The following is an 18,351-nucleotide window of genomic DNA, read 5'->3' as shown; positions in this document are numbered from 1 at the left end:
TTACTTACTTTTACGGCTGATCATGAGTTTCATTCCAAAATATTCTGTTGTGGTTCCGGTGTATAACCGACCGGATGAATTGCACGAATTGCTGGAAAGCCTCACACAACAAACGCTGAAGAACTTTGAAGTGATTATTGTGGAGGATGGTTCAACAAATCGTTCGGATGGTGTGGTGGATGAGTTCAGGGAAAAGCTGCATATCGAATATATCTTCAAACCCAATTCGGGCCCGGGCCCTAGCCGTAACCTGGGTTTTGCACACGCCAAAGGGGAATACTTTGTTGTGTTCGATTCCGATTGTATTATTCCTCCAACCTATTTTGAAGAAGTTGATAAAGTTGTAACCGGCAACAAGCCCGATGCCTGGGGTGGCCCTGATCGAAGTCATGAAAGTTTTACGCCACTTCAGCAGGCCATGGCTTATACCATGTCATCTGTTTTAACAACCGGTGGAATCCGCGGAGGCAAAAAGCATTTAGGTTGGTTTCAACCACGCAGTTTTAACATGGGCATTTCGAAACAGGTGTATAAAGAAACCGGAGGTTTTGCTTTTAGCCGTTATGCCGAGGATATTGAGTTGAGCATACGGATGAAAAAATCCGGGTTTAAATCGGTGTTAATACCCGAGGCGTTTGTTTACCACAAACGGAGAACGACATTACAGCAGTTTTATCAACAGGTTTCAAATTTTGGTAAGGGCAGGGTGATGGTAGGAAGGGCTCATCCGGGTGAAGTGAAACTTACGCATTGGTTACCAGCATTATTTACTTTAGGTTTGGCTGCTTTGTTGGTATTATCCATCATCAGTTCGGTATGGTTTTTTTTTGGCGCAGTCCTTTACGGGATGTTTTCAGTTGCTATCCTCATTGATTCATACCAATCTAACCAAAGCCTGGTGGTTGCTTTATTAAGTGTTCCGGCAGCGTGGGTTCAATTGTTAGGCTATGGGATTGGTTTTTTGAGGGAGCGGTATAACAGGAACGGTTAACGCCCTCGGCTAACATGCTGAAAATGGCCTACTTAGTTGGTCTTTTTATTTTTTTAGTGGATATTGGGTCGGTGAAACCAACCCTCGCCACATGAAGTATTTTTTACTTGTACTGTTATTAGCAGGAATTTTTTGCAGTACACCCGAGGCCAATGGCCAAACAACTGAGCTAAAGCCGGGTTACTATGTTACTGTTGCTGCTTATGCCAAAGCCCGTGAAGATTTAGCCCAAAAGTTCACTAACAATTTGGCCAGTAAAGGCCATACTGCACGCTATGGGTTTAACACCCAAAAGAACCTCTACTTTGTTTATCTCAGTTATTTTACGGAGTTGAAACCCGCGTTGGTGGAGATGCAAAAAGTGCGGGAGAAGGGTGAGTTTACCGATGCATGGGTACGCGTGGTATCGGGTGAAATCGATATGGCATCGACCACGTTAATCAATGCGTTGAAGCCTGATGAAAAACCGACCCAACCGGTCGTTAAACCGGAAGAAAAGACCATCCCAACCATCAGCAAAGAAGCTGCTCCAAAAGAAGTTGCTGTTGAGGAGGAAATCACAGAGAACCCGCCCATTGTGCAACATAACCCCATGACGCTCGGCAACACCGAAGTATTTATCAGTCTATTCAATGCTACCAACAATAGAGTGGTCGATGGCGAAGTACAGGTTATCGATACGGAGCGTAATCGGTTAATGACAACTGTTAAAGGGAATGAGTATTTGATCCTACCGGATCCGAAAAGCAAATCAGGCCAGCTTACTTTAATTGGTGAAGTATTCGGCTATCGGAAACTTCAACACGAAATCAATTACCCGCTACCGTTGGCCGATACGGTAAAGCCCTACGTTGAGTTGATGGGCACCACATTAGCCATCAAGTTTGATATGGTACGTTATCACAAAGGAGATAAAACTACTTTGTATAATGTTTACTTCTTTAACGATGCGGCCATTATGCGGCCAGAGTCGAAGTATGAGTTAACCAGCCTGCTTCAAATGATGCAGGAGAACCGGAATTATAAAATCCGCCTGCATGGCCATACCAACGGAAACTACCATGGTAAAATTTTAGGCCTCGGCCCGGATAAAAATTTCTTTTCGATGGAAGGGGCTGTACAGCAAACCGGCTCATCAAAAGAATTGTCTGCCCAACGTGCCGAAACCATAAAGGAATACCTGGTAGCTAACGGTATTTCCGCTGATCGAATAGAGATCAAGGCCTGGGGTGGCAAACGCCCCATTTATGATAAGCATAGTGCAAACGCGAAAAAGAATGTTCGTGTAGAGGTTGAAATTTTACAGGAGTAGGTCAACGCTTACCCTTCTGCAAGGCCTTCTCATAAATACCGGCAACAATTTTAACCTGAAGGTGTTCAGGAACCAGGTTGGTTAGTTTGCTGAGCAAAAGATTGGTGAATCCGGGTATTACTTCAGCTTTTTTGTTGAACATCGCCTTCAGTCCTTTTTGGGCTACGCGCTCAGGTGTCATTTCAAATTTTTCGGCTGTTGGCTTCATCGCTTCCATGCCCGCCCGGTTTATAAATTCAGTATCTACCGGCCCGGGGGTAAGGCAGGTTACAGAAATAGTGGTATGACGCAGTTCATGCCGTAGCCCCTTTGAAAACATACGCACAAAAGATTTACCGGCACCATAAAGAGTCATGGTAGGGAAGGGTTGAAAGGCCGTTGTGCTGGCCACATTTAAGATAAAAGCCTGGGGTTGTTTCTTTAAGTAAGGGATAAGCCTATAGGTTAGCGATACAAGTGTACCCAGGTTTACCTGCATCATGGCTTGTTGTTCTTCTAAACTAAGTTCATCAAACATCCCCCAACAGGCATAGCCGGCATTGTTTACTAATACATTGGGTTGAAAGTTTTGCTGCTCGCACCACTTTTCAATTATTGCTGCCGCTTCAGGTTTGCTCAGGTCAGTTGGCAGCGTGAATGTTTTTGCAGGGAATTTATGGCTGATTTCTTTTGCTACTTGTTCAAGCAGTGCTTCCGATCGTGCTACCAAAAGCAAGTCGTAACCTTTTTTGGCCAGTTCATAAGCAATGGCTTTTCCCAGCCCTTTGCTGGCACCTGTTACAATGGCCTTTTGCATATATTTTATTTAAACAAATGATAGAACCGCTGGTAAATGGGGGTGGGGCTGTTTTCATTTTTGATCATATAGTCCCCGCAAATAATAGGAACATACATAACCTGTCGCCTGCTTTGTTCACCAACAATTGAGGATTGTGCCACACGGTGCCATAACCGGCCATCGTGAATGGTCAGGTCTCCGGCTTTTGTCATCAGGCCAATTTCGTTTTTATCAGGCTGGTGATTTATAAAGTAAGGTTTTTTAAACAACAGGCTCATCAGGTTTTGTTTGTGCGAGCCCGGTATAAGCTTTAGTCCACCGTTGTTTTCTACGGCATCTGTTAAATGTATGCCAACGTTAAGCATGGGCATAATTTTTTTGCCATAAAAAACATCGCGCAGGCAGTCGGTATGCCAGCCCATTTTGGTGAACTGGCTGGTATCCGTGTTGATATAATGGTTTATCACAAGTCCATCCTTTTCGTTTTCGCCTATACGAACGTTTTGGGCACCGGGTCCAAGTAACACAAAAAGCGCTTCAAACCGAGGGTCTTTCAAAAATTCATGTAATACTGTACTATGTTGTGAGCTAAACGCGAAGCGCTGAACGATTTTTCTTCCATCAATATCGCGGCCGAACTTGATGGGCACACCATTTATCTTTTCAATGTTCTCGGCTATCCATTTCTGCTCAATGGCTTTCATTTCATTCCTGAAAAGTTCAACAGCATGTTGTTGGATAAAGCCGTTGAAATGTATGAAGCCATGTTTTTCAAAGAAGTCGAGGTGCTCCTGGGTTAATGGGTTTGAAAATTCAAACCGAGGGTATTGAGGTGTCATACTTTAAAGAGTCGTTATGCCTTCTTCTTTACGCAAAAATTATGCAGATGTTATTTGAATGTTACTAAAAATCGCATTTAAAACGTTGCGGTGCAATAGCAGATCGCCAGCCGGCTATTGCCCCGGACCTTTTGGGTATTTCAGGCAGTGGATTTAAGCTAAACCTTAAGTTTAGGGGAAACTTTTACAGCTAGCCAGGCAAAAGCCGGTGCTGCCAAAACATCCAACGTGTAGTGGGCATGCTGAACCAACAAAAGTATACCGACCGCCAAGCTTGCCAGGCCAAACAACCAGTTCCATTGCCGGTTATGCCCCAATAAAAAGAAGAAAAGGGCCAATATACCGGTGTGTCCCGAAAAGAACAGGTCCTTGGTTACGGGTTGTTGGTAGAAAAGTTTATCGACCAGTGGATCCTGAAGAGGGAGTAAGCCGGGGGGAGCCTCCAACGGCACCAGCAAAAGCGTAACAAACCGGAATAAGGTTATTAGCAGGTATGCCTGTAAGGCGGTTAAAAATGCCTTTGGCGATTGTACCAGTATGATTATCGCCATCCCGATAAAAATGTAGAGGATAACAAAAATGTAAACCGAAACTTGTTTTGCTGGAAGAGCAACCAGTACTGGGTCGGGTAAAACATAGCCTTCCCGTGCTTCTACAAACCTGAAAATATGTGGGGCTGCCAATGCACAGGCCACCAGTAGCCCAAGGGTAAGTATGAGGTGTTTTCGAAAAACATTATGGTGCCAGGCGGATGCCCAGGTTAAAAATGTGTCCATAGCCTTACTATGCCTGAATGTACTGGATAAAATGACAGGTAACAATTTGTTAATACTACCCTTTTTGTGAAATTGTAATCGTATACACTACCGATAAATGCAACATGAAAAGAGTGCTTCGAAGTTTTTTCCTGATTATTAATTACAAGACCTTAATTATAACCATCCTGGCCCTGATCTCAACCTATATTTGTTATCATCTTGATCTTACGGCCAAATTCCCCGACATGCTGGTGGGGGTTGCCATTGTTTTTCCGGTGGTATTCTCTATCAGTTCAGCCTACACGCGAAGGGAAACAGCTTTGCAAAGGCTGTCTGATTTTAAAGGCCATGCTATTGCTATTTACTACGCCATGCGCGACTGGACCATCGACAAGCAAAATGATTTACCGGAACGTTCGCGCGTGTTGGTGAATGATATTACCCGGCTTATGCGCGATATGTTCACCAAACATCATCGGCATGAGTGGGAAAGCAATGAACACGAAATTTTCGAGCGTTTTTCGCGGCTTTCGGCTTTAACCATGGAGCTTCGGAGTTACGGGGTGCAAAGCGGTGAGATTTCACGCATCAGCCAATATGTAAGTAAAATGATTATCGCATTCGATAACCTGAAAATTATCCACGCCTACCGAACGCCCATTACCTTGCGGGCATACAGCAAAGTATTTATTTATATTTTCCCGGTTATTTATGGACCGTACTTTGCGGCTACCGCGCACGATTTCTCGCCCGGCCTGGAATATGTAATGCCCGTTCTTTACAGTTTCATCCTGGTAAGCCTTGATAATATCCAGGACCATCTCGAGCATCCGTTTGATGAAGTTGGTGAAGATGACATCCGAATTGATGAACAGGATATGGTGGCCGTAATGAAATAACTGTTATGGCCTCGCAAAATAATGAGCCTGCTTCTGCAAACCGATGGCTGATTATCGCGGGCATTTTTGCTTTGGCGTGGGCATTGTTCTGGTCGGTTGATGCATTGATCATGTACCTCTGCCTTGGCGGGGCAGCATTTTCTATTGCTCAATTTATTATTAAAAGATGGGATCAGAAAGTTCCGGCACAGCGAGGACCGGTAACTTCCAGTGAAGGATTGGGCAACTGGATTAAAAAGTTGCAGCAAGCCAACCCGGCCGATCCGGCATTCAGGAAAACTGTTGTTATCCTTATACTGGGCTCTTCCATTTCATTTGTAGTATTGATTATAGTACTGGGTGTTATTTTCGGGGATAATGATTATGACCAGGTACCCAACATTCAACGCGCACGCGATTTTTATTATAGTAATCAATACGATTCAGCTGCCTATTACTATAGTTTGGCAGCCCTTGACGACCCCGAGAACCCGGATATTTATGTAGAGCACGGCAACGTTTATTTTATCACTGAGCGTTTTAGCGATGCCCTTTCGCAATATGATAAAGCCCTTGCCCTGGATGCCCGGCACAGTGATGCACAATACAATAAGGGCCTGGTTTATTTTGAACAAAAGCGTTACCGTGAGGCCATCCGCATGACGACCAACATCTTATACTATGATCCTTCCTATTACCAGGCTATGTTGTTGGTGGGCGATTGTCATTACAACCTTAACCAACCGGATTCGGCACTTCGTTTTTATGAAGGAGCTTATGTAAACAATTACCGCAGTTCGCAGCTTACGCACATGATGGCGTACTTGTACGATAACCGCGGCAATCAACAAAGAGCTATTGAACTATACCGCGAAACCTTAGGCCTCGATAGTGCTAATGCTGATGTATACGAGCGCCTGGGCGAGCTGCTGCCCCCGCAGGAGGCAAACTGGTACCGGACTCGGGCTGCCCAATTAAAGAAGGGCACGGATTGGTAACTACTTGGCGAACTCCATAAGAATACGTTCGCCTTTTTGTAAACGTAGTTTATTTTCAGAAACAACAAAACGGTCTACTTCAGCCAGGGCCTTCAGGAACGAATCTTCAATTTCCATTTTGCCGTCACAAAACATTTTGGTGGCACCCATCTGGCTAAAAGAAAGTTCAGCCTGGCTTTTTTTATACGAACCAAAGTACCGGTTGCATCCGGCATGTCCGGCTACTTTGTTGTCGGGTGAAAAGGTAATGGTTATGGGTTGCTGCAGCGAAGCATAATCTTTTCCGTTAAGCAAGGTTAATTTCCAATCCACTTCCGTAATGGAAGGTTCGTCAGGTTTACAACCGATAAATAGCGTAACCGCCAGCAGGCTGACCAAAAGTTTATTCATAGATTTTTATTTATCTAACACATCATGATAGGCTATTGTTTTATCGAACACCGATTTGGCAAACGGGCACAAGGGTAAAATTTTTAAGGTATTGTTACGGGCATGTTGCACGGTTGCCTCTACCAGTTGTTTGCCTGCACCTTTGCCGCGCAACACATCCGATACCTCGGTATGGTCAATAATCATCAGTTTTTCACCGGCCATGGAGTAGGTCATTTGGGCTAAGCGCTGATTGTTTTCTTCGATATAGAACGAGCCCTTGTTGCCGTTCTGCTGTTGTAAGATGTTCATTATTGGGTCAAAGTTTTAACGGTTTACGTATTGGCGATGGTGGGGCATTTGTAAAACGTCAGCCCAAAATTTGTACAAAAGCCCGATAGAAGCACAAATGTTGAGTTTACAACTGTCAGCCCCACTATTGCCAATACGATGTTAGTGGCTGGTGTTTTTATTCTTTTCTTATTTTTGTCCATTTCCAAGCATACCATACGATTATTGAGGTAAGTATGCTTTCTATAATAGCATAAAAAACATAGAAAACTCTCCATTCAGAAAGAGATGTAACTGCAATCAAAAGCATAAGTGCTGTAAAAAAAAATCCTACAATTAAGTTCAGCATTCTATTCATTTTTGCTTTCAATATAACAGACAAGCAAACCATTAAGGATGGAACTGCCAATAATACTGAAGCTGCAAATAATTTTACTGGATTGTCAAGCATACTGCTACCATTAATTATCCCTTGCACTTTGTTTGGTACATAAAGTTCAAAATAGTCGCCATAGATATAAAAAAATGTCACAGAAGCCCATAAAGCTGAAAGTTTGATTTTGATGTTTACTTTTAAGTTTTCTAATTCTGTTGCCATATATTTTTTGCTTTTGTCTGCCAAATAAGTTGTAAAAATTGTTTTGTCAAGTTAATAGTGTCATCCTTTAGCATTACAGCCAACGGTTTACGTATTAGCGATAGAGGGGCATTTGGAAAACTTCAGTCCAATATTTGCACAAATGCCCAATAGTATTATCCCGATTTTTATCGGGATTGAGTTAACAACAATCAGCCCCACTATTGCCAATATGATGTTAGTGGCTGGTGTTCTTCGTTTCGTTATTTCATGGGTGTACAAATTTCAAGTAGAAATCCGTCAATGTCACGAATGTAACCAACAGTTTGTCCCCAAGGTTTTTGGATTGGATGTTCAGTAACTAATGCACCAAGTTTTATCGCCTTGTCAATGATTGATTGAACATTGTCAGTAACTAAAGCTAATTCTATTCCAAAAGGTTTATCCAATTGCGAACTTTCAATAAACCCGTTTTTTAAATTTGAATTTGCTAATTCTTTAGAAACGAACGAAATTGTTGTTTCTCCTGTAAGAAGTTCGCCATAGTCATTTTCTGGTGTAATAAATTTTATATCAAATCCGAATGCTTTTTCATAAAACTCAAGTGACTTTGTTACGTCTGAAACGTATAAAATTGTGTATCCTAACTTTACCATTTTTTCTTTTATTGGATTGTTATTTTTTGAATTCGCAAAGTTAAATTGCTTTGAGGGTTAGTAATTGTAAAAATCGGTCATTCTTGTTTTGGCTAAGTTTTTTTGGTGTAACCCCCGTAAATTTTTTAACTTCTTTAATGAAGTGTGCTTGATCAAAATATTCTGATTGAGGATTGAGATCATTTTTTACAATACTTTTGAAAGTTTCATTGCATCTAATTATGTCGATATATGTCTTTAATGATAACCCATAGTCTGAATTGAAAAAACGATTTATTTGTCTGCTTGTCAAGTATGATTTAGTTGCAAGCTCTTTAACATTATAGGTTGTCTTTTGGAATATTTGTTCAAATAACAAAATTCTCCTTTTACAAACCGGTTTCGTTAATAAAATTTTCTTTTCTAAATTATTAGTCATTTGTTGGCAGAAACTTGCGAAGTTGCCCAATGGTAGTGTGTCTAATTCAAGAAAATTATTGGTTAGAACCATTGAAGAGTTTAATAGAGTTTTAAAATTTACAAATTCAAAACAAATTGTTGCAAGAGGTTTAAAACGTATTGCAAATATTTTGGTGTATTTCTCTGTTTTAATGTCTACCGGAATTGTCCAAATACCTGTAAGTTTAATTTTGAAAACTTTCTCGTTTTTAATTTCAACTAATAAATCAAAATAACCGTCTGGCAAAATTGTATGTTCAACAGCTTGTGTCGAGGTTTCAAAAGTCCAAAAGCACTTAACAAAACTTGAAAGATAACCGTTTGTTTTTATTTCTTCGTAATTCATTGGTTGTATGGTCTGTTACACTTGCCACTAACGTTTTCGGGCTTTGCGTTCGGGCGGGTTTCGGAGCACGAAACTGTCAACCTGCACTGAACTTGAATAGAAGCACAAGGCTCCAAATTTGCACGTCACCCCGCCTGACGCAAAACCCGTGTTGTGTGCCGTTTTTACATTATTTTCTCAATTACTTCTTCAGTCTCCGTGTCGAAAATTAAAATCCCTTCTGATTTGTCATTTAGTTGCCCAACCAAGGCTCCACTTTTTGACCAAACAGAACTTTTCCCAACACTTAAAAAATTGTCGCAAAAACCTACGCAGTTGGACATTAACACGGGCATTGAGTATCGCTTAGCTATTGTCGGGTAATACATAAATGCAGTTTCAATACCATTATTAGATTTTGCAACACTTGCTAAATAAATGTCAGTACCAAGCTTGAAAGCGTTTTTGGAATGTTTGGGTTGTAAACTTTCATAACAAATCGCTGGGGCGATTTTAATCTTGTCTTTCGTAATTATAATTTGTCCAACTCCGTTTTCAAAATATGGAAGTTCATCCGAATGTAGTTGTTGCTTTGAATAAGTTTGTCTTGGTTTGTTTGGTTCAAAAATTATCATACTTATTCGGATTTTTGATTTTGTCTTTGTTGGTAGACCAAGTCCTATTATGATTCTGTCTTTGTCGCTTATCTCTTGAAATATGTCTAAACGATTGTCATTTTGATGAGTAGCTAGTTCATTTGCAAGTTCTGGTTCGTAACCAGTCAATGAAAGTTCGGGAAAGAATATCGCTTCTACATTATATATCAAAGCATTGTTAATGAATTTCTTATGTGATTCAATATTGGCTAAAATATTTCCCTTTATTGGTTTTATCTGTGCAATGCTAATTTTCATTTTTGTTTTTTATGTTGCTTTGGTGTCGATTTAAAACCGCCACTTATGTTTGGAAGCCTACCAACTTGCTTGGAGTTACTTCTACCTATAGTTATTCTTTTCAAGTTCTAACAAATATTTTTTACGCCAAAGTCCACCACCGTAACCTGTCAATTGTCCTTCTGAACCAATTACCCGGTGACATGGAATTAGAATAGAAATCCGATTCATTCCATTGGCATGGGCAACTGCTCTCACACTTTCGGGGCTGCCAATTGCTATCGCTTGCTCTTTATACGATTTTGTTTGTCCATAATGAATGCGCTGCAATGCAGTCCATACTTTATTCTGAAAGTCGGAGCCTGGTGTATGTAATGGAACAGAAAATTCTTTTCTTTTGCCGTTAAAATATTCTTGTAATTCGATTTCTAATGAGTCAAAATGTTTGTTATTCCCTTGAATAATTGTAGCATTTAAAAGCTTGGCAATTGATTTCAATTCTGTTTCCAACATTTTTCTGTCGGAAAATTCTAATAGACAAATTCCTTGACTTGTAGCACAAGCAAGCATTGTCCCTAAAGGCGTCTCAATTCTTTTAAGGTCAATAATATTTTGCTGTTTTCCGTTCTTTGGTGAAACGCCAAAAATGTTTTTAAAACTGTCGCCAAAACCGCTTAACGATTCAAAACCTATGTCAAAAGCAGTATGTGTAATACTTCCGCCATTTTGTATTTTTTTAAATGCCGAATTTATTCTAAACATTCTTTGATAGGCTTGAAAGGTAATACCGTGGTTTTTTAAAAACCATCGTCTGATTTGGCTAGGTTCAATTCCTTTTCGTTTAAGGTCGTAATCTTTAAATTTTAATGTTGGATTTTCTGACAGTTCATTAATTATTCTCTGAAATTCAATTGGTGTGTGGTTTATCGTTTCTAATGGATTACAAATTTTACAAGCCCTATAACCTTTAAGAATGCACTCTTCGGATGTTCTTAGAAATTCAATGTTTTCAAATTTTGGTTTTCGTGCAGTACAAGAAGGCCTGCAAAAAATGCCTGTGGTCTTAACTGCCGTAAAAAATACTCCTTCAAATGAAGTGTCTTTTTCGACAATGGCTTTGTACATTATTTCTGCTGTCAGTTCCATGATTCAAACAACGATTTAAAAGATTGTTCACCCAAAATTTTTGAAGTCCTATTTTCTAAAGATGAATATGCATACCCATTTAGAAAATTACCCATACTAATTCTTTTTACGCCAAGCGCTTCAAGTCTTTCAAAATTGGGTAATTCCGGCATACACATTACATTTAGCGGTAAGTCAGTTTCTGTTACCATTGCCGAAATATCACTTTCTTTTGTGATAAAAGGTAAAAATATTCCGTCTGCACCTGATTGTTCATAATTCTTAACTCTTTCCGTTGCAACTTGCAACGTATTTGGAATATTCAAAAGAAAAGCATCGCATCTTACATTGATAAAAAGTGAAATTCCCTTTTGCTTTAAGATGCTATTTACTTCTCGTAAAAGGAGAGAGAATTGAAGGCTATCTTTAAGTTTTCGTTCCCCATTTTCAATAAAACTATCTTCAATATTTATTCCTACAATTCCTAATTTGTCTAATGCTATGATGTTAGTGGCAATTTCTGTCGCAGTATTTCCATAACCAAATTCAATGTCCACAGACAATGGAAGTGTAATGCTTTTAATAATTTTTCCAACAATAAATAATAAATCCGAAAAAGGCATTTGTTCACCATCTTCGTAACCTAAGGAATGGGCAATTGCAGCACTTGACGTTCCGATTGCTTGAAAGTTTAATTTTTCATAAACCTTTGCACTCTGTACATTCCAAACATTTCCAATAATCAGTGGCTTTGTCTGCTGATGTAATTCTTTAAATTTTAGATACTTTGTCATTTTTATAATTGTTTTTGCAAAGATACTTTTGGCTTGTTTTGGTATACAACCGAAAAATTGACAAGTATTTATTTTGTAGGGTATCTACCGTAAAATGGCACACAACGGTTTGGCGCTTGGCGCAGTGGGGGATTTTGAAAAACTAAACTGTCAACACAGCACAATGCTTGATAGAAGCACAAAACTTCAATTTCGCACTTCACCCCCCATTGCGCCAAACGTGTGTTGTGCGTTCGGCTTTCTTTTCTGTCAGGCGAGTTTGACAAAGTTATCTTCTAGTTTTACGTTAAAGTTTATTTCTGCTTTCAACGCCTTAAACACTTTCAATATAGTGTCAATTGTCGCACTATTTGCACTACTTTCAAGTTTTGAAATTTGAGCTTTTTGAACTCCTACAAGTTGTCCAAGTTCTTCTTGTGTCAAGTTTCTTTCTTGTCTTGCTGCCTTAATCATCTTTCCTAAAATGTCCATACGAAGTTCATATTCGTAATCGTCACGCTCTTTTGTCCCAACTTTGCCGATATACTTGTCTTTCATCTCGGCAAGTGAGTATGTCTTTAATTCTTTGGTTGCCATATGATTACTTTTTTTGTTTGTTACTAAAATATTTGTCTCTAAGTCTTAATGCCCGGTCAATTTCGTTTGTCGGAACTTTGTCAACTTTCTTTATGAAACCGTGGGTAGCTATTACCAAAGTTTCTTTGTTATCTGTTTTGTCCCAAAATGCAAGAAGTCTTATTTGAAGTCCTGCGAACTTTGTCCGAAACTCCCAAATGTCATTTTGAAGTTTCTTAAAAAGTTTTGGGTCATTAGTTTGTTCAGCAAGGTCAATATTGTAAAAGATTTTCTTAATTGTCTTTGGGTCGAGTTGCGAAATGAATTCGTCTGCTTCTTCTAAAAATTTCGTCTCAAAAAATCTCATTCAATACTGTCTTGTTTAACGTCACAAAGATAATAAAAGTTTCTAAAAATGGAAACAATATTTTTCGTATTTATTGTCGGGGTTGGTTTTCTAAGCTGACGCACAACGTTTTGCCGCTTTGCGAAGGCGGGGATTTTCAGCACTAAACTTCATTAGATGCACATAACTTGAATTTAGCACTTCACTGTCATAGAAGCACGAAACCCCCGCTTTTGCAAAACGGCTGTTACCAGCAGTATTTCTTTATATTTCGTCATATACTTCGTCTTTGTCCAAGAAGCCGAACTCTTCAATTTGTGGTAAAATCTTGTTCGCAAGTTGTTCGTTTGCCTTGCTCAATTCTTTTAGTTCGTCTGTCGCCAAGTTGTGTTCTGTCAAGCAACGTCTGATTTGATACCAACCTGCATCCCAAGTGTCAATTTTCCATTTGTTGGTCGCCATTTGGTTAAGGTTTGAATAAAAAAGTTTGTAAACAGTTTTTGCTTTTTCAATTACTTCTTTTGCTTCGTCCGATATGTCATTTTTATAAAGCCAATCTGCAACAAATCTGTTTTCGTCCTTTGTTATTTGTTGTCTAAAATCAGGGTCTTTAATTTCCCATTGTTTGATTTCTTCAAGTCGGAAAGGGTAAAAGTTGTTTTTGATTTGATATGTGTTACCCAAATACGAAACATTTTTCAATGCAGATGTTTGATTTGAATTAGAGAATAAACTCCAAACCACACAATCATTGATGAATACTTTTGTCGGTTCGGTTTGAGGAATTAAAAATTGATTTCTGTCATTTAGCCAAGTCGGTTTTGGAATTTTTCTAACTGCGTGCAGTGTCAATGCTTTTTCAAAGTTTTCTTTAATTACTGAAAATGCTCCTGCACTTACACTTGGAGACGATAAAATAGTAACATACTTAGCATTTTGGAAGTCGTTTCCTTTACTGCAAATAGAAGCCAAAAAATCTGGTCTTGCTCTGTGGCGAGTGTCAGTATTTCCGTCTTTAACAGTTATACCGTTGCTCATTGCAGGTAAAATGTAATCGTTTGAATTTTGAGGTCTTTTAAACCAATTATTCAATACATCATTTTTATCAATCAGCCTTAGATGTTTAATTCCGATTGTCGCACCTAAACTATTTGCAATGTCAATTTCTACAGATTTAGCTTCTGATTTCTTTGATAAATTCCATATTAAGAAGGAAATTGGGAAATTGCCTGTTACTCCGTGAAAGCATTTTGAGTGAAACAAAAATCCTTTTTCGTATTTGAAGTTAAAATGTTTGTCTCTGTATGCAACGCTATCAGGTGCGTTCAAGTATTTTAGAGTAGAAAACATACCTAAAAAAGAATTTTTAGGTAGCTCGTGAACAATGCGAAACATAAACTGAGCAAAGAGTTCACGTTTTGCGTGACCTACATCCACACTATCCATTGCAAGTTCTACTTTGGTTTTGCTAACTCCTTTTTTTGAACTACCATCTGATTTAGCGTCTTGTGCTGTTGCAAAAGGCGGATTGATGTAGACTATCCAAGTAATGTTTGGGTCGGCTAACTCATCCCTTAATTTTTTAGGGAGTTTCCAATTTGGTGTAAAAGGTAGATTTCCTTTATTGAAAACATATTCAACATCATCATTCAAATAATCATATTGAAAACAAGTTGCATTAGGAAATACTTTACTTAAATGGTCAGCTTCACTTCCGTGAAGTGTTGACATATATAAGTATTTGTATGCTTCGGCAGGTAAATGATATTCAAGGTTGCCGGTTCCAGCAGCCATATCCCAAATTCTAAACTTGCCAGTTTTATACCAATTTTTTCCAAGCACTTCGTTCCAATAGTGAACTGCTTTTTGTCCAAAATGAAGCGGAGTAAAAAACTCTCCTTCAAATCTTCTTTGGCTTTCGTCTGTTAGTCGGTCAAGTTTTGCGTGAATACCGTTTATAGTTTCGGCATTTTCTACATAATCGTAAACACTCCAAAAATAATCGTAGTCCTTCATTAGGACTTTTTGCGTTTTTGAGTTCTTGTCTTCAAATGTGAAAACTACTCGGCTATTATCTTTGTCAATGATTACTTTGTCACGCTGAATATTGGCAAGGAAATAAAAAGATGGTTTGTAGCCGTTTACAATGTAAGGTCCAATTACATTTTTCCAATGCTCAAAAACGGCTTCAAAGTTTTCTTCGTTTATTATTTTCTTGTCGCCAAAATCCATTATCATTTGTGGATTTAAAGCGTTGTCAAGATTTTTCTTAAATGCTTCCTGCTCTTGTTTCTTGGTGATTTTGTAAACGTGAATTTTTCCCGTTTCGGGTTCTTTCACTAAATGATCAATAAGTTTAGGGTCGGGTTTGCTTGCTGGTCTTTCCCAATCGTAACCGTCATTTGTGTAATAAGTTGACCACTTTCTTGTTTCGGTTATTGTCGCTTCGTTTTTGTCGGCAAGGCAAATGAAAAACGGAATTGCTTTCTCTACTTCAACGTATTTCAGTCGTCTGATGTAATAAAGTGATTGAGCAAGAATTGTCGCAAGTGCTTTAAGGTTTTGAAAGTTTTTGTCTGCCTTAAACTCAAATAATACTTGTGGTGTATATAAATCGTGTCTGTCAGCCGTGTTATACTTAATCTTGAAATAAGTTGCATAAATGCCCCTTACTTCATCTTCTTGTGTTGATTTGTCTAACCTATTTTTAAAATCTTCAAAAGTCATTTTCTGTATTTATGTTTTCGTTTGCACGGGTCTGTTAATATTGCTGGTAACGGTTTGCGGCTTGGCGTAGTGGCGGATTTTTAGCACAAAAGTTCAATCGAAGAACTGCACTTGAACCTACCACAAAACTGTCATACGAAGCACTGAACCCGCCATTACGCCAAACCGCTGTTGGTGGCTGGCGTTTTTCATAATTCCACGTAAACACATTCATTTGCTGTCTGAAATTTGAGTTTTGTCGCTTGAAACTGTTCGTTAATAGCAAATTGTATGTCTGTTGTTCTGTTGTCTCCTGTGTTTATTGTCGTGGCTTGGGGAATGGTATAAGTCAATTCGGTATTATTCGTGTCTAATAGCTTTATGTTTTGTTGAACGTTATTAAAAATGAAAGTCCTATTTGAGTTGTTGTTTGTTTGTATTGAAACTGTAACAATATTGTTTGCTGTTGAATAATTTGTAACACAAATGTCGATTCCCTCAAAAGAGAAAGGATTGTTTATTCCTGTATAACGAATTGTAGGAAGTTCAAATAGTTGTGCAACAAGATTGTCAACGTCTGTGAATGGATTTAATAAATGATAGTTTGCTATGTTTGAGTGGTGATATTTCAACCACGCAGCATATTCAAGAGCTATATCACGTTTGTCGCTTAGGTCGTCATATAATTTTGCTTTACCTTTTACATAGGCTGGGTAGTGATTTATTTTTATGTAAGTAGAAACACAAATAGCCCCTTGACAAGTGCATTCTTGTCCCCTGCTTTCGCAATCACTTCTTTGAAATGCTGTTGTGCTTTTTTCAAAGTGAAGCAATACCCATTCTTCAAACGAAATACTTGAAAAAGCAATTTTTATTTTTGATTTAGAAGCAAGTTCAATCGCTTGTAAATTTTGTTGGTCTCTATCTCTGTCTTTGTCAAAAACAACCCAGATTTCGTCATAAGACCTTTGACTTTTCTTGGCTTCTTTGACCATATTTACGGGGTCGGTCTTGCTCCCGTCAACAATTTCTCTTACATCAACAGTTACAGAGTATTTCCATTCGTCTTCATCGCCTAAAATTTCGCTTATTCTTGAAAAATACGCTTGTTCAGTATGTCCTTCGGTAAGAATATACAAAGACCTTTTTATGTTTTTATTCTTACTCATACTCTGCGATAAATTCAAATTTTTTGATGTTAGGAACTGCACCGAATTTTCCTGTTCTATACCATTTATCAAACGGTATATCAGAACGAACATTTTTTAAATCGTTGAAGTCTTTTACTGAATACAATTCAGTAACTCCGTATTTGTTTTTATCACCAAACCAAATCTGGTCTTTGCGAAAGACTTTTTTATCAAGTAAGGTTGTTTCGTGTGTTGCGAAAACAAGTTGTGAATTGTTTTTATTGACTTTGGGATTATGAAACAATTCAACCAAAAACTTCGCAAGGTCAGGATGTAAGCTGTTGTCAAACTCATCTAAGAAAATCAAAACAGGTTCTTCTTTTTCAAAGGATTCAAGCATCAACCCGCCAATCGCAAACATTGTTTTTGTTCCTTGTGATTCTTGGTCATTGAAAGACAACATTTGAATACCCGATTCATTGCCTAAATGAAATACTTTGTGAACACCAAAGGTTTCAAATTTTAGGTCTTTTATTACTCTTTCTCTAATATTTTCAGGTAAACTTTCAAAATCTTTATCGGGTCTTTCCGATACGTGAACTTCTGAAATTTTAGTATCTGCAACACTTATTAGTTTGCTTAGTTTTCTTCTTAATTCTTGTCTTTCTGGCTTATTGAAGTTTTTTTGAACATTGTTGTAAAGTTCATTGATGTGATGAACGGATGGAATATTCCAAACTTCAATTTCTTTGAAATACAAGTAAATATCTCTAAGCTGGTCATTGGGAATGCCACCAAACTTTGAAAGAAAAAGAGTGTTTTTAGTAACTCTTTTATCTTCTTTTTTGTTTTTCATAGCCTCGCCAAATTCAACAAACTCGTTAGCGTCTTTCCTTTCAAAAATTTTTGAAATCCAATTTGTTTCATAAACGCCCAAATACTCATACAGTATTTCCGTTTTGTTATACTTGATGATGTATCTGTGCCGTTTCTTGTTTTTAGGGATAAAATTTATGGTTATTTCAGTCGGCTCATTTTGTGAAGTAACATCTAATAAAAAAGGGTCGTAAAATCTGTTGGGTATTGGGTCGCCTGCTTTTAATTCCAAAGAATTTAAAACAAAGTTTCGCAATGTCCACATTAACCGAATTAGATTGGATTTGCCTGAAGCGTTAGCACCGTAAATTACCGCTGACTTTAAAAGTTTTAAATTTTTGTAGTCCGAAAGAGGAGCAAATGTGTTCCCTGGTTTCAACTTCAAAGAACTTGCTTCTAAGCTGAAATTTTGCTCTTCTTTAATTGAGCGGTAATTTTTAGATGTTATGTCTATTAACATATTCGTTGCTTGTTATCGTTTCAGTTGCAAAGATAAGTTTTAATCTGATAAAATATTGAATTATGTAAATAATTTACAAGATTTGAGGTTTTAGGTGCTTTTAGCTATGTCAATAGTCATTTTTTGTAGAATTTCGCAAGATATGCTGTCGCCAATTGGCGAAAGTTTGATTTTTGGTCAGTCCGTTGATTGTAGCACTGTCGTCTTACGCTTGCCACCAACTTTTTTATATGCGCTATAAACCTTCGCTTATACA

General features: G+C 38.3%; 20 protein-coding genes. 4 read left to right on the top strand and 16 right to left on the bottom strand.

The window, feature by feature from the left end:
• The first annotated feature begins 22 nt into the window (after window positions 1-22).
• The gene (locus KIT51_14065) at window positions 23-991 is read left to right on the top strand and encodes a glycosyltransferase (protein UYN85985.1); all 969 of its coding nucleotides are present in this window, start codon (window positions 23-25) and stop codon (window positions 989-991) included.
• A 91-nt stretch (window positions 992-1,082) separates the two neighbouring features.
• Window positions 1,083-2,303, top strand: a complete 1,221-nt coding sequence (locus KIT51_14060; protein ID UYN85984.1) for an OmpA family protein — start codon at window positions 1,083-1,085, stop codon at window positions 2,301-2,303.
• 1 nt (window position 2,304) lies between these two features.
• On the opposite strand, the gene KIT51_14055 is transcribed toward KIT51_14060, so the two are convergent.
• From KIT51_14055 to KIT51_14045, 3 genes are all read right to left on the bottom strand, one after another.
• Window positions 2,305-3,099, bottom strand: a complete 795-nt coding sequence (locus KIT51_14055) for an SDR family oxidoreductase (protein ID UYN85983.1) — start codon at window positions 3,097-3,099, stop codon at window positions 2,305-2,307.
• Between the two features lie 5 nt (window positions 3,100-3,104).
• Entirely contained in the window at window positions 3,105-3,920 is an 816-nt protein-coding gene (locus tag KIT51_14050; GenBank protein ID UYN85982.1) for a phytanoyl-CoA dioxygenase family protein, read from the bottom strand.
• A 158-nt stretch (window positions 3,921-4,078) separates the two neighbouring features.
• The gene (locus tag KIT51_14045) at window positions 4,079-4,696 is read right to left on the bottom strand and encodes a phosphatase PAP2 family protein (protein ID UYN85981.1); all 618 of its coding nucleotides are present in this window, start codon (window positions 4,694-4,696) and stop codon (window positions 4,079-4,081) included.
• 104 nt (window positions 4,697-4,800) lie between these two features.
• Here KIT51_14045 and KIT51_14040 point away from each other — a divergent pair, with 104 nt between their 5' ends.
• Together KIT51_14040 and KIT51_14035 are read left to right on the top strand one after the other, a co-directional pair.
• Entirely contained in the window at window positions 4,801-5,577 is a 777-nt protein-coding gene (locus KIT51_14040; GenBank protein UYN85980.1) for a hypothetical protein, read from the top strand.
• Window positions 5,578-5,582: 5 nt separating this feature from the next.
• The gene (locus tag KIT51_14035; protein ID UYN85979.1) at window positions 5,583-6,554 is read left to right on the top strand and encodes a tetratricopeptide repeat protein; all 972 of its coding nucleotides are present in this window, start codon (window positions 5,583-5,585) and stop codon (window positions 6,552-6,554) included.
• Here the strand turns inward: KIT51_14035 and KIT51_14030 are convergent, their stop codons facing one another.
• The 13 genes from KIT51_14030 to KIT51_13970 all read right to left on the bottom strand — a co-directional run bounded on the left by KIT51_14030 (window position 6,555) and on the right by KIT51_13970 (window position 18,095).
• Window positions 6,555-6,944, bottom strand: a complete 390-nt coding sequence (locus KIT51_14030) for an META domain-containing protein (protein UYN85978.1) — start codon at window positions 6,942-6,944, stop codon at window positions 6,555-6,557. It abuts the gene before it with no gap.
• A 6-nt stretch (window positions 6,945-6,950) separates the two neighbouring features.
• Window positions 6,951-7,235: an N-acetyltransferase gene (locus KIT51_14025; protein ID UYN85977.1), complete on the bottom strand. Its 285-nt coding sequence runs from the start codon at window positions 7,233-7,235 to the stop codon at window positions 6,951-6,953.
• Window positions 7,236-7,392: 157 nt separating this feature from the next.
• Window positions 7,393-7,812 carry a hypothetical protein gene (locus KIT51_14020; protein UYN85976.1) on the bottom strand — a complete coding sequence of 140 codons (420 nt, stop codon included), beginning with the start codon at window positions 7,810-7,812 and terminating at the stop codon, window positions 7,393-7,395.
• A gap of 242 nt (window positions 7,813-8,054) precedes the next feature.
• Window positions 8,055-8,447 carry a VOC family protein gene (locus KIT51_14015; GenBank protein ID UYN85975.1) on the bottom strand — a complete coding sequence of 131 codons (393 nt, stop codon included), beginning with the start codon at window positions 8,445-8,447 and terminating at the stop codon, window positions 8,055-8,057.
• Between the two features lie 40 nt (window positions 8,448-8,487).
• Window positions 8,488-9,231 (bottom strand): helix-turn-helix transcriptional regulator, encoded by a 744-nt coding sequence (locus KIT51_14010; protein ID UYN85974.1) that lies wholly within the window; start codon window positions 9,229-9,231, stop codon window positions 8,488-8,490.
• Window positions 9,232-9,395: 164 nt separating this feature from the next.
• On the bottom strand, window positions 9,396-10,124 hold the full coding sequence (locus KIT51_14005) for a carbon-nitrogen hydrolase family protein (GenBank protein UYN85973.1): 729 nt from the start codon (window positions 10,122-10,124) through the stop codon (window positions 9,396-9,398).
• A gap of 81 nt (window positions 10,125-10,205) precedes the next feature.
• Complete coding sequence (locus tag KIT51_14000) at window positions 10,206-11,249, bottom strand: bifunctional transcriptional activator/DNA repair protein Ada (GenBank protein UYN85972.1); 1,044 nt, start codon at window positions 11,247-11,249, stop codon at window positions 10,206-10,208.
• A complete protein-coding gene (locus KIT51_13995; protein UYN85971.1) occupies window positions 11,240-12,022 on the bottom strand; it encodes an isocitrate lyase/phosphoenolpyruvate mutase family protein in 783 nt (260 codons plus the stop codon). Before KIT51_13995 ends, KIT51_14000 begins: the two co-directional genes overlap by 10 nt.
• Before the next feature lie 249 nt (window positions 12,023-12,271).
• Window positions 12,272-12,598, bottom strand: a complete 327-nt coding sequence (locus KIT51_13990) for a helix-turn-helix transcriptional regulator (protein UYN85970.1) — start codon at window positions 12,596-12,598, stop codon at window positions 12,272-12,274.
• 4 nt (window positions 12,599-12,602) lie between these two features.
• Entirely contained in the window at window positions 12,603-12,944 is a 342-nt protein-coding gene (locus KIT51_13985; protein UYN85969.1) for a type II toxin-antitoxin system RelE/ParE family toxin, read from the bottom strand.
• Between the two features lie 243 nt (window positions 12,945-13,187).
• The gene (locus KIT51_13980; protein UYN85968.1) at window positions 13,188-15,650 is read right to left on the bottom strand and encodes a hypothetical protein; all 2,463 of its coding nucleotides are present in this window, start codon (window positions 15,648-15,650) and stop codon (window positions 13,188-13,190) included.
• Window positions 15,651-15,838: 188 nt separating this feature from the next.
• On the bottom strand, window positions 15,839-16,798 hold the full coding sequence (locus tag KIT51_13975; GenBank protein UYN85967.1) for an RloB domain-containing protein: 960 nt from the start codon (window positions 16,796-16,798) through the stop codon (window positions 15,839-15,841).
• Window positions 16,791-18,095 carry an ATP-binding protein gene (locus KIT51_13970; GenBank protein UYN85966.1) on the bottom strand — a complete coding sequence of 435 codons (1,305 nt, stop codon included), beginning with the start codon at window positions 18,093-18,095 and terminating at the stop codon, window positions 16,791-16,793. The genes KIT51_13975 and KIT51_13970 overlap by 8 nt, the downstream gene beginning before the upstream one ends.
• Window positions 18,096-18,351 lie beyond the last annotated feature (256 nt).

This window comes from Cyclobacteriaceae bacterium (assembly GCA_025808415.1).
In the GTDB taxonomy this organism is placed as follows: Bacteria; Bacteroidota; Bacteroidia; order Cytophagales; family Cyclobacteriaceae; genus UBA2336.
This window is presented reverse-complemented; position numbering and strand designations above follow the sequence as displayed.

Bases quoted from the DNA above. Each gene is read 5' to 3' on its own strand.
- KIT51_13980 (UYN85968.1), bottom strand. From the start codon at position 15,650: ATGACTTTTGAAGATTTTAAAAATAGGTTAGACAAATCAACACAAGAA.
- KIT51_14025 (UYN85977.1), bottom strand. From the start codon at position 7,235: ATGAACATCTTACAACAGCAGAACGGCAACAAGGGCTCGTTCTATATC.
- KIT51_14010 (UYN85974.1), bottom strand. From the start codon at position 9,231: ATGAATTACGAAGAAATAAAAACAAACGGTTATCTTTCAAGTTTTGTT.
- KIT51_14050 (UYN85982.1), bottom strand. From the start codon at position 3,920: ATGACACCTCAATACCCTCGGTTTGAATTTTCAAACCCATTAACCCAG.
- KIT51_14005 (UYN85973.1), bottom strand. From the start codon at position 10,124: ATGAAAATTAGCATTGCACAGATAAAACCAATAAAGGGAAATATTTTA.
- KIT51_14000 (UYN85972.1), bottom strand. From the start codon at position 11,249: ATGGAACTGACAGCAGAAATAATGTACAAAGCCATTGTCGAAAAAGAC.
- KIT51_14045 (UYN85981.1), bottom strand. From the start codon at position 4,696: ATGGACACATTTTTAACCTGGGCATCCGCCTGGCACCATAATGTTTTT.
- KIT51_13970 (UYN85966.1), bottom strand. From the start codon at position 18,095: ATGTTAATAGACATAACATCTAAAAATTACCGCTCAATTAAAGAAGAG.
- KIT51_14060 (UYN85984.1), top strand. From the start codon at position 1,083: ATGAAGTATTTTTTACTTGTACTGTTATTAGCAGGAATTTTTTGCAGT.
- KIT51_14055 (UYN85983.1), bottom strand. From the start codon at position 3,099: ATGCAAAAGGCCATTGTAACAGGTGCCAGCAAAGGGCTGGGAAAAGCC.
- KIT51_14020 (UYN85976.1), bottom strand. From the start codon at position 7,812: ATGGCAACAGAATTAGAAAACTTAAAAGTAAACATCAAAATCAAACTT.
- KIT51_13985 (UYN85969.1), bottom strand. From the start codon at position 12,944: ATGAGATTTTTTGAGACGAAATTTTTAGAAGAAGCAGACGAATTCATT.
- KIT51_13995 (UYN85971.1), bottom strand. From the start codon at position 12,022: ATGACAAAGTATCTAAAATTTAAAGAATTACATCAGCAGACAAAGCCA.
- KIT51_14015 (UYN85975.1), bottom strand. From the start codon at position 8,447: ATGGTAAAGTTAGGATACACAATTTTATACGTTTCAGACGTAACAAAG.
- KIT51_14030 (UYN85978.1), bottom strand. From the start codon at position 6,944: ATGAATAAACTTTTGGTCAGCCTGCTGGCGGTTACGCTATTTATCGGT.
- KIT51_14040 (UYN85980.1), top strand. From the start codon at position 4,801: ATGAAAAGAGTGCTTCGAAGTTTTTTCCTGATTATTAATTACAAGACC.
- KIT51_14065 (UYN85985.1), top strand. From the start codon at position 23: ATGAGTTTCATTCCAAAATATTCTGTTGTGGTTCCGGTGTATAACCGA.
- KIT51_13990 (UYN85970.1), bottom strand. From the start codon at position 12,598: ATGGCAACCAAAGAATTAAAGACATACTCACTTGCCGAGATGAAAGAC.
- KIT51_13975 (UYN85967.1), bottom strand. From the start codon at position 16,798: ATGAGTAAGAATAAAAACATAAAAAGGTCTTTGTATATTCTTACCGAA.
- KIT51_14035 (UYN85979.1), top strand. From the start codon at position 5,583: ATGGCCTCGCAAAATAATGAGCCTGCTTCTGCAAACCGATGGCTGATT.